This window comes from Streptomyces sp. NPDC002896 (assembly GCF_040295225.1).
Lineage (GTDB): Bacteria > Actinomycetota > Actinomycetes > Streptomycetales > Streptomycetaceae > Streptomyces.
In genome coordinates this window covers 166,258-179,040 of the sequence record NZ_JBEOVA010000010.1, presented here as the reverse complement: position 1 = coordinate 179,040, position 12,783 = coordinate 166,258, and the positions used below count along the sequence as shown (strand labels likewise).

General features: G+C 71.9%; 13 protein-coding genes and 1 pseudogene. 7 read left to right on the top strand and 7 right to left on the bottom strand.

All coding sequences use genetic code 11. The annotated features are described in order from the left end of the window. The first annotated feature begins 131 nt into the window (after window positions 1-131). Both ABT009_RS20520 and ABT009_RS20515 read left to right on the top strand, forming a co-directional pair. Window positions 132-2,000, top strand: coding sequence for an FUSC family protein (locus tag ABT009_RS20520; RefSeq protein ID WP_351296485.1), 1,869 nt, complete (start codon window positions 132-134; stop codon window positions 1,998-2,000). Between the two features lie 224 nt (window positions 2,001-2,224). Further along, the gene (locus ABT009_RS20515) at window positions 2,225-2,398 is read left to right on the top strand and encodes a DUF8839 family protein (protein WP_351296482.1); all 174 of its coding nucleotides are present in this window, start codon (window positions 2,225-2,227) and stop codon (window positions 2,396-2,398) included. A gap of 27 nt (window positions 2,399-2,425) precedes the next feature. Here the strand turns inward: ABT009_RS20515 and ABT009_RS20510 are convergent, their stop codons facing one another. Together ABT009_RS20510 and ABT009_RS20505 are read right to left on the bottom strand one after the other, a co-directional pair. Beyond that, window positions 2,426-2,857 (bottom strand): hypothetical protein, encoded by a 432-nt coding sequence (locus ABT009_RS20510; protein WP_502989933.1) that lies wholly within the window; start codon window positions 2,855-2,857, stop codon window positions 2,426-2,428. Continuing rightward, entirely contained in the window at window positions 2,854-3,387 is a 534-nt protein-coding gene (locus tag ABT009_RS20505) for an ATP-binding protein (RefSeq protein ID WP_351296476.1), read from the bottom strand. The genes ABT009_RS20510 and ABT009_RS20505 overlap by 4 nt, the downstream gene beginning before the upstream one ends. Before the next feature lie 221 nt (window positions 3,388-3,608). Between ABT009_RS20505 and ABT009_RS20500 the strand changes: the two genes are divergently transcribed. From ABT009_RS20500 to ABT009_RS20490, 3 genes are all read left to right on the top strand, one after another. After that, window positions 3,609-4,469 (top strand): Sco1979 family transcriptional regulator, encoded by an 861-nt coding sequence (locus tag ABT009_RS20500; protein ID WP_351296473.1) that lies wholly within the window; start codon window positions 3,609-3,611, stop codon window positions 4,467-4,469. Continuing rightward, window positions 4,470-4,760 carry a DUF397 domain-containing protein gene (locus tag ABT009_RS20495; protein ID WP_351296470.1) on the top strand — a complete coding sequence of 97 codons (291 nt, stop codon included), beginning with the start codon at window positions 4,470-4,472 and terminating at the stop codon, window positions 4,758-4,760. Between the two features lie 106 nt (window positions 4,761-4,866). Next, window positions 4,867-5,706, top strand: coding sequence for an SAM-dependent methyltransferase (locus ABT009_RS20490; protein WP_351297037.1), 840 nt, complete (start codon window positions 4,867-4,869; stop codon window positions 5,704-5,706). A gap of 92 nt (window positions 5,707-5,798) precedes the next feature. Here ABT009_RS20490 and ABT009_RS20485 read toward each other — a convergent pair whose 3' ends face one another. The 3 genes and pseudogenes from ABT009_RS20485 to ABT009_RS20475 form a co-directional block, all read right to left on the bottom strand. After that, a complete protein-coding gene (locus ABT009_RS20485; RefSeq protein ID WP_351296468.1) occupies window positions 5,799-7,283 on the bottom strand; it encodes a glutamate synthase subunit beta in 1,485 nt (494 codons plus the stop codon). A gap of 102 nt (window positions 7,284-7,385) precedes the next feature. Further along, window positions 7,386-7,868, bottom strand: coding sequence for an anthrone oxygenase family protein (locus tag ABT009_RS20480; protein ID WP_351296465.1), 483 nt, complete (start codon window positions 7,866-7,868; stop codon window positions 7,386-7,388). A 178-nt stretch (window positions 7,869-8,046) separates the two neighbouring features. Next, window positions 8,047-8,721: pseudogene (locus ABT009_RS20475) on the bottom strand (DUF2293 domain-containing protein); the annotation flags it as partial. A gap of 93 nt (window positions 8,722-8,814) precedes the next feature. On the opposite strand from ABT009_RS20475, the gene ABT009_RS20470 reads away from it, so the two are divergent. After that, window positions 8,815-9,456, top strand: a complete 642-nt coding sequence (locus ABT009_RS20470) for a nucleoside/nucleotide kinase family protein (protein ID WP_351297034.1) — start codon at window positions 8,815-8,817, stop codon at window positions 9,454-9,456. Window positions 9,457-9,490: 34 nt separating this feature from the next. Here the strand turns inward: ABT009_RS20470 and ABT009_RS20465 are convergent, their stop codons facing one another. Then, window positions 9,491-10,618 (bottom strand): magnesium and cobalt transport protein CorA, encoded by a 1,128-nt coding sequence (locus tag ABT009_RS20465; RefSeq protein ID WP_351296459.1) that lies wholly within the window; start codon window positions 10,616-10,618, stop codon window positions 9,491-9,493. A 172-nt stretch (window positions 10,619-10,790) separates the two neighbouring features. On the opposite strand from ABT009_RS20465, the gene ABT009_RS20460 reads away from it, so the two are divergent. Continuing rightward, window positions 10,791-11,609: a methyltransferase domain-containing protein gene (locus ABT009_RS20460; RefSeq protein ID WP_351296456.1), complete on the top strand. Its 819-nt coding sequence runs from the start codon at window positions 10,791-10,793 to the stop codon at window positions 11,607-11,609. A gap of 72 nt (window positions 11,610-11,681) precedes the next feature. On the opposite strand, the gene ABT009_RS20455 is transcribed toward ABT009_RS20460, so the two are convergent. Further along, a complete protein-coding gene (locus ABT009_RS20455; protein ID WP_502989932.1) occupies window positions 11,682-12,773 on the bottom strand; it encodes a carbohydrate kinase family protein in 1,092 nt (363 codons plus the stop codon). Between the last annotated feature and the right edge of the window lie 10 nt (window positions 12,774-12,783).

The window sequence follows — 12,783 nt, the reverse complement described above, 5'->3', positions numbered from 1 at the left end:
GCCGCCAGGGGCTGTCACATTACGGAAATGGTCACGTCCCGATCCCTTCAAATCCATCCCCTATCGTCGGACTGACAGCCCTGGCCGAAGTCGTCCGAAGGCGCACCCCGCCCCCGCCCGACAGGAGCCCCGTGCACGTCCCCGCCCGTTTCTCCTCCGCCATACCGCCCTGGCTGGCCCATGCCCTGCGTGCCCAGCGCGGACCCGTGGCCTGGAGCGCCGTCGTCCGCGGCGCGCTGGCCGCCGGGCCCCTGTTGCTGGCGGCGGTGTTGTGGGGGCGGCCGTCCGTCGGTGTCGTCGCCGCGCTCGGGGCCATGCTGGCGGGGATCAACGACCGTCGGGGTAGCCGGCGTTCCGCCGTGCAGCGGCTGGGCGTGCCGGCCGTCGCCGGGGCGTGCGGGCTGCTTCTCGGGTCGTACACCGCGGGGTATGCGGCGGATGCCGAAGGCCGGACGGGCGCCGTCGCGCTGATCGCGGGGCTCGCCGTGCTCGGACTCGTCGCCGGTGCCGTCAGTGCCGTGGGGCCCGTCGCCTCCGCGGTGGGGACGCAACTGCTGGTGGGCGCGGCGATCGGCGCAGGGATGCAGCTGCCCGAGCCCGGATGGCAGCGCGCCCTGTGCTACCTCGCCGGCGCGGGCTGGCTGATCGCGTTGCGCCTCCTGCTGCCGTCGCCAGGCGCCCCGGGCGCCGCCGGGTCCTTCCGGTTCGACGGTGAGCGTACGGCTGTCGGGGACGTCTACGCCGCCATCGCCGGCCTGCTCGACGCGGTCGGAGGGCCCGACGCCCTCGCCCGTCGCGCCGCGCTCACCGCCGCGCTCGACCATGCGCAGGATGCCCTGTCCGGTCCGCGGCTGCGGGCCAGGCCCAGCTCCTCGGCCGAGCGGCGGCTGCATGCGCAGTACCTCGCCGCGCTGCCGCTCGCCGAGGCCGCGACCGCGCTCGCCTGGGCGGGCCGGACCCTCCCCGCCGAGGCCTCGGAAGGCCCGCGCAGGCTCGCGGGCGCCGTCCGCAGCGGGGAGGCGCCCGGTCCGCTCCCCGCGCCGGCCCGCTACGACGCCGGCCTGCGCGCCCTCGACGACGCCCTGCTGCACGCGGCCGAAGCCTTCGACAGCGGCACGGGACACCTGCCGCGGCGCAAGAGCCGGCTGCTGCCCGCCGCCCGCCGGGCCCTGGGATCCGGCGGCCGCGAGTACGGCGTGCGGGTCGCGCTCTGCCTCGGTGCCAGCGCCGCTGTGGCGCAGGCCCTGCACCACGTGCACTGGTACTGGCTGCCCGCCACCGCCGTCTTCCTGGTCAAGCCCGACCTCGGACCGCTCGTGTCGCGCGTGCTGTGCCGGGCCCTCGGCACCGTGCTGGGCGCCGCGCTCTTCGCCGCCTTCGCAGCGCTGCTGCCCTCGCCGTACGGGCTGGTCGGCCTGGTGGCCCTCAGCGGTGCCCTGATCCCCGTCGCCACCCGGCACTTCGCCGCGCAGACCGCCGTCGTGACCGTCCTCGTGCTCGGCCTCGTGATGGTCGGCGGCGAACCGCAGGCGGCCTGGAGCCGGATCGGCGAGACGCTGCTGGCCTGCGCGATCGTGCTGATCGTCGGGCATCTGCCGCTGCCGGGGCACGGCGGGAGCGGCGTGCGGACCCGCCTGGCGGCAGCCATGCGGGCCGCGGACGCCTACCTCGGCCACGTGCTGAGCGGCTCCGATGACCGCGCGGCCCGCTGGGCGCTGCGCCGGGCGGCCTACCGCGCGCTCGCCCAGGCCCGAGCCGCCAGCGAGGTCTCAGCCGCCGAACTGCCCACACTCGCCCGGCACACGGCCGGCGCAGGAGAGGTCGCGGCCATGCTCGAACTGATCGTGGACACCGCGACGGCCTGCGCCGTGCACCTCGACGACACCGGCCGCATGCCCGAGCAGCATGCCCGGCACCTGACCGCACTCTGCGCTGACCTCGCGGAGCTCACCCGGCGCAAGGAGCTGGCGGAGCCTCGCACCCGGATCACGACGGCCTAACCTCCGAGCGGCAAGGCCGCTGCGATCCGTAGACCGTGGGCCGCGCCACTTCTGAGCACGGTGTGTGAGGGGAGGGCCACGGTACGAGAGTGAACCCTGAGTACATTTGGCGTTTCAACTAGGTTTCAGTACCGTCACGTCGCAGACCGAACAGGCTCGCGATGCGTTCTAGTTCCTGAACGGTCCTCGAAGGTGTGGGCCGGGCACGAGAACAGGAGAGTGCGGTGAACGGATGCGTGGTGCTGGAGCGCTTTCCGGCCGGTGGTCCGCGAGGGTCCTGGCCGGCGGAGGAGTTCGCGAACACACTCCGCTTGGAGGGGCAGCTCGCCGAGGTCGTGATGGACCTGGCGTCGGACGCGTTCCTGGTGGTCGTACGGCCGCGGGAGGCCTCGGACTAGCCGCGCCGGTGAACCGTCCGCGACCGGCTAACCGCTGACCGGGCGCGACCACGCGGGCCTCGCCCCCGTGATCTGGCACACGGCGAGATAGAGCGGGATCGGCGGGGTGTACGCCACGGACGTGCCATCCGGGCGGTGGACCAGCCCAGGCCGCGCGCAGGCATCCGGAACCACCGCTCCCGCGGCGTAGTGCGCGGGCGCGGGCCACTCCATGGCGACGTCGGAGTCGGACGGCACGAGCCACCACCAGTGCGCTCCGTCGCCGTAGACGCACCCCGCCCGCGGCAGCCGTGCCAGCAGCCGCCGCCCGTACGCCGCCGGCACCGCGACCGCGTCGCAGCCCAGGGGCGCCGACATCCCGGAGGGAACAGCCAGCCGTAGCGGCGGTAAGCGGAGCGGGCGCCGTCGGCGCGCCAGGCCGGCCAGCGTGTCGACGGTCAGGGCTCGCGGCCTTGTCACAGCCACGAGGTCCCCGTGCCGCGAACCCCGTCCGCCCCGGCCTCCGCCTCGCGGGCGTCGTCCCCCGCCCGCCGCAGGTCCGCCCACACGAGCAGGCCGGACCCGGCTTCCTGGGCGCCCCACGCGCTGCTCACGGCCTCGACGAGGAGCAATCCCCTCCCGTGCTCCTCCTCGGGCCGCCGCGGAGACGGGTGCGGCTCGCCGGGCGTACATCCCTCGTCGCGGACGGATATCCGGAGCCGACGGGCGTCGTCGCGCAGCTCGCACACGATCACCCGGGACGCGGTGTGGACCAGTGCGTTCGTGACCAGCTCGGAGATGACCAGGGCGGCCGTCTCGCAGGTGTCCTCGCCGACGGACCAGCCGCTCAACCGGGCGCGCGTCAGCCGCCGGGCCTGCCCTGCGGAGCGCGGATGCACCGCCAGTTCGAAGCTGAACCGGCGTCCGGCGGGCGCACCGACGTACACCCCGGCGGGCATGCCGGGGCCCGCCTCGGCGGCGTCTGCTCCTAACCGCGCGGAAGTAGTCACGGAAGCAACTATCTCCCCGTCCCGAACACTTGGCAAGAGCCACTCTGAAAAGTGCAGAGTGCAGTGTGCCCTGGTGAAGGGCCATGGCACACTGCTCGCAACGACCCGCTGTGCGGGCCGAGTTGGCGTGGTTTCGTGCGGCTTGGCGTAGTCGGTCGAGGGAACGGCCCGGCGGGGCCGGGGCTGTTGTCGGGCTACTTGGAACCGGACGGAGGTGGAGCGTGAGCGAACCGCGGTCCGCACCCACAGTCGGTCAGGTCGTCCTCGGCCGACGCCTCCAGGACCTGCGGGAGCGGGCCGGCCTCAAGCGCGAGGAGGCCGCCCGCGTCCTGCGCGTGGCCCCGGCCACCGTCCGCCGTATGGAGACGGCCGAGGTCGCGCTGAAGATCCCGTATCTGCAGCTGCTGCTGAAGTCCTACGGAGTCCCCGACGGCGAGGCCGACGCGTTCGTCACGCTCGCCGAGGAGGCCAACAGGCCGGGCTGGTGGCAGCGGTTCCACGACATCCTGCCGGGCTGGTTCAGCATGCACGTCAGCCTGGAGGGGGCCGCGAGCCTCATCCGCTCGTACGAACCGCACTTCGTCCCCGGGCTGCTGCAGACCGAGGACTACACCCGCGCCGTCATGGAGTCCGGCGCGATCGGCCAGACCCGGCCCGACGACATCGAACGCCATGTGGCCCTGCGGATGCAGCGCCAGCAGCTGCTCACCCGCGAGGACGCCCCGCGACTGTGGGTCGTGATGGAGGAGACGGCGCTGCGCCGTCCCGTCGGCGGGCCGAAGGTGATGCGGGCGCAGGCCGACCGGCTGCTCGAGGCCCTGCAGCTGCCCAATGTGACGCTGCAGATCGCCGAGTTCGCGTCCGGACCGCACCCGGGCACGTACGGGCCGTTCCTACTCTTCCGCTTCGCCATGCCGGAGCTCCCGGACATGGTCTACAGCGAGTACCTGACCGGTGCGGTCTATCTGGACGCGCGTGCCGAGGTCGCCACGCATCTCGAGGTCCTGGACCGCATGGCGGCGCAGGCCGCAACGGCACGACGCACGAAGGAAATCCTCCGGGAATTCCGCAAGGAGCTGTGAATGGACCGGATCAAGGCCCGGATACGCACCACCGACGGCATCCACCGTGCCGACGGCGGGCGGATCTACAACGGCATGCCCGCCCGCGAACTCGGCACCGAGGGCTGGCACAAGCCGTGGAGCGGCGGCAACGGCGGCAACTGCGTGGAGGCCATGAAGCTTTCGGACGGCAGGGTCGCGGTGCGCCACTCGGCCGACCCCGACGGACCTGCCCTGATCTACACGCCCGGCGAGATCAACGCGTTCATCGAGGGCGCAAAGGCCGGAGAAGCGGACTTCTTGCTGTCGTGACCAGCCATTTTCTCCACTCTCTCGATTCTCTCGATCCTTTCGGCACGCTGGACCGTGCTGGTCGTTCTTCCGACTTATGGAGTTACTCATGACGGGGCAAGACGCCGTGACTGGGCAAGACGCCGCTGCTGCGCCGGAATCCACGGCATCCCGGAAAGACCCGGTGATCGACACGAGCAAGCCCCATCCGGCGCGCATGTACGACTGGTTCCTGGGAGGCAAGGACAACTACCCCGTCGACGTGGAGATGGGTGAGCAGCTGCTGGCTCTCGAGCCGCGTGTTCCGGTCCTGGCGCGCATCAACCGATCCTTCATGCAGCGCGCCACGCACTGGCTGGCCCTGCAGGGCGTACGCCAGTTCCTGGACATCGGCACGGGCATACCCACCGAGCCGAACCTCCACCAGATCGCGCAGCGCATCGCGCCCGACGCACGCGTCGTGTACTGCGACAACGACCCCATCGTGCTGGCCCACGCCGAGGCGCTGCTGCGCAGCACGCCCGAGGGCGCCACAGAGTTCGTCCAGGCCGATGTGCGCGATCCGGGCACGATCCTCGACCAGGCGCGGAAGATCCTGGACCTCACGCAGCCCGTCGCCCTGTCGCTCGTCGCGCTGCTGCACTTCATCTCCGACGAGGACGGGGCGTACGAGCTGGTGGACCGGCTCATGGCGGATCTGCCCGCCGGGAGCTTTCTGATGCTGTCCCATGCGACGGCCGACTTCACGCCGGACACCGCGTCGGAGGCCGGTGACATGTACAAGGCCCGGGCGCTCACCATGGCGCTGCGCAGCCACGCCGAGGTCGCCCGCTTCTTCGACGGCCTGGACCTCGTGGAACCTGGAGTCGTGGTCCCGACCGTCTGGCACCCGGAGCTCGGCGAGCCTGTCCCGGGGCAGGACGACGGGCCTGTTCCGGGGTATGCGGGGGTGGCGCGCAAGAGGTAAAGGGTCAGCGGCAGGGGGCCGCGGCGGCGCGCACACGGGCTGGCGGACAGTCCTGAGGGGCGTGGGCCGTCGGGCGCGGGGCGCGGTGAGCGTTACGCGCGCAGCGGGCGGTCGTATGGACCTATCGGGGACGGGAGGCGGTCCGAGCCCGTCAGATGGCGGTCGACGGCCGCCGCCACCGCGCGGCCCTCGGCGATCGCCCAGACGATCAGTGACTGGCCGCGCGCCGCATCCCCGGCGGCAAAGACGCCCGGGACGTTGGTCGCGAAGCCCGCGTCCCGCGCGATGGTGCCGCGCTCGTCGAGGGCGAGCCCCAGCTGATCGACGAGCCCGTCCCCCCGGTCAGGTCCGGAGAACCCGAGCGCGAGCAGGACCAGGTCGGCGGGGAGCGTGCGCTCCGTGCCGGGCTTGGGCTTCCGCGCCGCGTCCACTTCAACGAGGTGCAGGGCCCGCACATGTCCGGTCTCGTCCCCTGTGAAGCGGAGCGTGGACGCCGCGAAGAGGCGTGCGTCCGCGTCCGCCGCGGGCGCGGTGACCAGGTCCCTGGCCTCCTCGTGCGCGGCCGACAGCCGGTAGATCTTCGGGTACGTCGGCCAGGGATCCGTCTCCGTCCGCTCGGTCGCCGGCTGCGGATAGATGTCCAGCTGGGTCACGGACGCCGCCTCTTCGCGTACCGCCGTGCCCAGGCAGTCCGCCCCGGTGTCGCCGCCGCCCACGATCACGACGTGCTTGCCCCTGGCGGACAGGGGCGAGACGTCGAGATCGCCCTCGCACACCCGGTTGGCCAGCGGCAGATACTCCATTGCCTGGTGTATGCCAGCCAACTCCCGCCCTGGTACGGGCAGTTCACGCCACGCCGTGGCGCCGACGGCCAGCACCACCGCGTCGTACCGCGCCCGCAGCTCCTCCGCCCCTATGTCCCGCCCGATGGCCGTGCTCGCCCGGAACTTGGTGCCCTCCGCCTCCATCTGCCCGATCCGCCGCTCCAGGTGGTGCTTCTCCATCTTGAACCCGGGGATCCCGTACCGCATCAGCCCCCCGATACGGTCGTCCCGCTCGTACACCGCGACGGTGTGCCCCACCCGCGTCAACTGCTGCGCCGCGGCGAGCCCGGCCGGGCCGGAGCCGACGACCGCGACCGTGCGACCCGACAGTCGGTCGGGGGGCCGCGGCGGTGTCAGCCCGTCGGCCCAGGCGCGGTCCGCGATGGCCGCCTCGACGTTCTTGATCGTGACCGCCGGCTGGTTGATCGCCAGCACACAGCCCGCCTCGCACGGGGCGGGACAGAGCCGCCCGGTGAACTCCGGGAAGTTGTTCGTGGCGTGCAGCCGCTCGCTCGCCGCCCGCCAGTCCTCACGCGAGACCAGGTCGTTCCACTCCGGGATCAGATTGCCCAGCGGACAGGCGTCATGGCAGAACGGTATGCCGCAGTCCATGCAGCGGTTGGCCTGCGCGCTGATGATCGGGAGCAGGGCGCCGGGGACGTAGACCTCGTCCCAGTCCCGGACCCGCTCCTCGACCGGGCGCCGCGGCCATTCCTGGCGGGAGGTGGTGAGGAAACCCTTGGGATCGGCCATGGCCGTCTCCCTTGCCTGCGGGGGACAGCGTCTTCCCGCCACCATACGTCGCGCCGCCACCATGCGTCGCGTCCGCGGTGCACGTCGTGGGGGCCAGCCTCGTCAGAGGGTGAGGGCCAGAACGAACGAGGCACTCGCGATGAGCGACGCGGCACTGCGTATGTGGTTCCACATGCTCCATTCGTCCACATATCTACGCCAGTACTCGGCGCTCTCCGGCGCCTCGGGGTCGAGCTTGGCGAGCGCCTCGTTCCGTGGGACGTTCGCCGCGACGGTCACCCCGAACGAGCCGACCAGATACAGCGCGCAACCCAGCAGCAGCTCGACCGTCCCCTTGTCCGGCCACAGCACGAAGGTCACCACGGCCAGCACGGCACACAACCCGGCCGCACCTATGAAGAGGGCCATGAAGGCGGGGCCGACCGCTGTCACGTTGATCGCGTTCATCGCGGCGATTCCCTGAGGGGCGGGGAGTGAGGCGAGTGCCTTCATCACGAAGGTGGAGAAGGCGACGAAGACTCCGGCCACCAGCGCGCAGGCGAGCGCCCCCAGCAGAGTGAGCACGAAGTAAGGTCCCTCGATCACGTCAACTCCCATACGCCTCACGCCTCGTATCCCTGGCCGTGCCCGGAGCCGTGGCAGTACCCGTAGCCGTGGCCATGCCCGCGTCCCCGCCCGTGCGCGTAGCCGTGGCCGCGCCGGCGCCGGCGCCCGTGCTCGTGGCCGTGGCCGTGCCCGCGCTCGTGCCCGTGTCCGCGCCCGCACGCCAGGCCCGCAGCGTCGCTTCCACCGTCGGTCCGATCCTGTGGCGTGCCTCCTGCCGGGGCACGCCGCTCATCAGCAGACCGTCGTACGGCGTGTCCGTGTGCCGCACCGCCGCCGAGACCGCAGCCGTCACCGCGGTCTCGGACAGAGCCCGGCCCGCGGCGCTACGGCCGACGCGGCCGCTGCCCCGCGCCGAGGCGTGAGCAGCGATCGCCCGTGCCCGGCCGGGTGGGCAGCCGGGAAAGAGGCGGCGTATCTCCTCTGCGAACGCCACGGTGAAGCGCACGTCCTCAGCCTCCCGCCGCTTCGCGTCACGCGCCCGGCGCCGCGCCCGGGCCTCGGCATCCGCCAGACACCGCTCCTCGGCCCGCGCGAGCGCGTCCTCCTCGACAAGGACGCCCTGCCGCTCGTACCGGCCGCGTCGCCGGTTGAAGCGGACGACGACCGCGGACAGCGTGCTGCCCTCCCGAGCCCGCCGCGTCAGCGCGGTGTCGCCGCGGGCGAGGAACACCAGATGGCCCAGGTCGGCACAGTCGAGACAGCGCGGCGCGCCGCCCTCGAGTACGAGCAGCGACAGCGGCCCGCCGCGGCACTGTGCACAGTGCCGCTGCCGCTTCACGGACTGGAACACGAGAGGCCCATCGGGGCCAGGGGCAGTGGGGGAGGTCGCCATACGCGTTTCATTCCCGCCGCGCACCATGGACCTGCCGTGGTCGGCGGGTGGAGGCCCGAATGCCCGAAGGGCCGTGTCCGGGGGCGCGGCATGATGGACCATGTGCGACTCGAAGCGATCACCTGGGAACGGCTCGGCGACTCGCTTGCCGACCGACTGCTCGACCTGAAGCCCCACGACGGGAGCTCCTGGCCGCGAATCGCCTTCGACGGGGCACCGGCCGCCCGCCCCGGCGACCTTGCCCAGCAGGTCGCCGAGGTCCTGCGCTCCCGGGGCCGCGCCGTGCTCGTCGTCGGCGCCGAAGGATTTCTGCGGCCCGCGTCGCTGCGGTTCGAGTACGGACGCGAGGACGTGGACTCCTACTACGCCGGCTGGTTCGACACGGGCGCGCTGTGGCGGGAGGTCTTCGGGCCTCTCGACCCCGGGGGCACCGGTCGTGTGCTGCCCGATCTCTGGGACGCTGCCGCCGACCGGGCCACACGCAGCACCTACGTACAACTCCCGCCCGGCGGCATCCTGTTGCTGCACGGCCCCCTCCTCCTGGGACGCTGGTTCCCCTTCGACCTGACCGTTCACGTGCGGCTGTCGACGGGCGCGCTCCGGCGGCGCACGCCCGAGAACGAGCACTGGACGCTGCCGGCCTTCGAGCGGTACGAGTCCGAGGTGGACCCGGGCTCGGCGGCCGACGTACTCGTACGAGCCGACGACCCACGGCATCCGGCCTGGAACGGCTGAAGTGATCGTCTGCTGAGCAGCGCTTCCGTCCCCGTCACAGCCAGCCGCTGCGCCGGAATCCGCGGTACAGGACGAGACAGGCCACCGCGGTCAGCACAAGGACGCCCGGGTAGCCGAGCCGCCAGTGGAGCTCCGGCATGTAGTCGAAGTTCATGCCGTACACCCCGCAGACCATCGTCGGCACCGCGATCACCGCCGCCCAGGCCGTGATCTTCCGCATGTCCTCGTTCTGAGCCACCGTCACCTGCGCGAGGTGCGCCTGCAGGATCGAGTTCAGCAGCTCGTCGAACGCGGCTATCTGCTCCGTGGCCCGCAGCAGATGGTCGGAGACATCCCGGAAGTACGCCTGTATCTCCGGGTCCACCACCCGCAGCGGCTCCGTGGCGAGCACCTGCACCGGCCGGCTGAGGGGGACCACGGCTCGCTTCAGCTCCAGCAGCTCACGCTTCAGCTGATAGATGCGACCGGGATCGGCACGCGCCCCGGTCTCGGTGAACACATCCGTCTCGACCTGGTCGATGTCGGCCTGCATTGCGTCCGTGCAGGCCAGATAGTCGTCCACCACATGGTCGGCGATCGCGTGCAGTACCGCGGCCGGGCCCTTGGCCAACTGCTCCGAGGTCGCCTCCAGTCCTTCGCGCACCGGGCCGAGCGAGCCGTGCCTTCCGTGACGGACCGTGATGACGAAGTCCCGGCCGACGAAGACCATGATCTCGCCGGTATCCACCACCTCGCTGGTCGGGGTCAGTTCGGCGTGATCCACGTAGCAGACGGTCTTGAACACGGCGAAGAGCGTGTCGCCGTACCGCTCGACCTTCGGGCGCTGGTGGGCGTCGATCGCGTCCTCCACCGCCAGCGGGTGCAGGTCGAACAGCTCCGCTATCCCCGCGAACTCCCGCTCGGTCGGCTCGTGCAGGCCCAGCCACACGAAGCCCTCCCTGGCTTTGCGGACGAGCTCGACCGCCTCGACCAGGTCGCGGCCTCCCGGCTGGCGGATGCCGTCCCGGTACGTCACGCAGTTCACCACCGCGGAGCCCAGGGGGGAGCGGGCGGGGTGACTCAGATCGACACGCGGGCGTCGCCTCCCCAGGCGCGCCACCTTCCGGAGGCCACCCACCTTGTGGAGACCGCCCACCTTCAACAGGTTCCCTGCCATCGACATGCGGAGCTCCTTGCGCTGGACTCGATGACTTGGCGAGCCAGTCTGCCAGCACGTGCCACACCCCCCGTGGCGGCCTGTGGGAACGGAGTAATCCGCTTCGGAACGCGATCGTCAACTGCATGGACGAACCAGAACTACACGGTTGAACAGGGCAAACTGGAATGATCAGGGCATGACGCGAACTGACAGTCGTCTCCTCAACAGCAGCCAGACGCAGAAGCAGACGCAGAACCAGACCGGGGCAGGGCGGCGATTCGACGCACTCGCCGCACTCTTCGACCCCACGACGTTCCGCCACATCGAAAGACTCGGCATCAGCCCGGGCCGGCGATGTTGGGAGGTCGGTGCCTACGGCGCCTCCGTGGCGACCTGGCTCGCCAAGAAGGTCGGGCCCACCGGGCGGGTCCTCGTGACCGACACCGACACCTCCCGGGTGGCATTGGCGGCCCGGCCGCCCATCGAGGTGCGCCGCCACGACGTGGGCACCGAGCCGTTGCCCGCCGAGCGCTTCGACATCGTGCACGCACGGCACGTCCTCGTTCATCTACCGGACCACGCACCGGCGCTGCAGTCCATGGTCAAGGCCCTGCGGCCTGGCGGACATCTGCTTGTCGAGGACACCGACCCCGCCTTGCAACCCCTTCTCTGCCCCGATGAGCACGGCCCCGCCCAGGAGCTGGCGAACCGGCTGCGCAAGGCATTCCGTGCCTTGCTTGCCGAGCGCGGCGCCGACCTCTCGTACGGCCGCAGTCTGCCCCGGCTCATGCGCGAGGCCGGGCTGCACAAGGTGGAGGCGGAGGTCCACTTCCCGCTCGCCTCACCCGCTTGCGCCGAGCTGGAGACCGCGACCGTCCAGGAGGTGCGCGCCCATCTCGTGGCCGCGGGGCTCGCCACCGACGAGGAGATCGACCGGCACCTCATGAACGTGGCCTCCGGCGAGATGGACCTCGCCACCGCACCGATGATCTCCGCGTGGGGTCGCAAGGAGTAGGGGCCGGGACGCCCTGTCGCAAGCCGTGAGGCTCGCGATGACAGGGGGGGCCGGTGGTCCGCCGGGCGGTGTCTACCGCCCGTGCGCCGGGAAACCCTGACCCGATACCGATCGCACCTGGGCGGAAGCCTCTGGAGCTGATGCTTCCCGAGCCGCCGAATCCGGAGCCGCCGAATCCGGAGCCGCCGAATCCGGAGCCGCCGAATCCGGAGTCGTCGTATCGGGCCTGGCGCCTACCAGCTGTACGGCGTGTGCCCCCGCCCGGCAGCCCTCGATGGCCGCCGCGTCCGCGTCCGAGCCCCTGAGCAGGGCGGCGAGGAAGGCGCCGGTGAAGGCGTCGCCGGCGCCCGTGGTGTCCCGTGCCGTTGCGGGCACCGCAGGAATCCGGGCCCGCACCGCTCCCGCGCGTGCCACCACCGCGCCCTCGGAGCCCCGCTTGACCACGACCAACGAGAAATGGCGGCTCAGCTCGGCCGCCGCGTCGACGTCATCCGGTACGCCGGTCAGCAACCGCGCCTCGTCCCCGCTGGGCAGTAGCACGTCGATGCCCTTCGTCAGTTCCAGAAACCGGTCCACGCCCAGCTCCCTGAGGAAGCCTGCAGAGGCGGGGTCCATGCTCACCGGCACGCCACGCGCGCGTGCCGACGCCACAGCCGCCCTCACCAGGGCGCGGCTCGGCTCTGAGAAGCACAGGTAGCCGGACAGATGCAGCCGTGCGACGCCGTCCAGCCCCGACGGCGACCAGTCGGCGGGGGAGAGCCGTAGGGACGCCCCGCTGTCCGTGAGGAAGGTTCGCTCCGCCGATGCGCCGGCATCGACGAGGCAGATCACCGTCCCCGTGGGCGCCTCCGGATCCACGACGAGGCGGGGGCGTACCCCCGAGTCGGTCAAGGCCCGCTCGTGCCACGCAACGGCTTCGGCGCCCACACGCCCCAGCAGCCGAACGTCCGCGCAGCCGCAGCGGGCCGCCCAGCAGGCGACGTTGGCGCCGGCGCCGCCAGGCAGCGTCCGGACAGTGGCCACCGTGTCCGTGCCCGGGGCCAGTGGCGTGTGGTGCCGGGCGACGACGTCCGTGATGACGTCACCGACGACCAGCAGGGCACCCGGCTCACTCGGCGTCCTCGGCACACCCCTCGTCTCCGACGCAGTAGGCGCCCCCGAAATCTCTGACAGC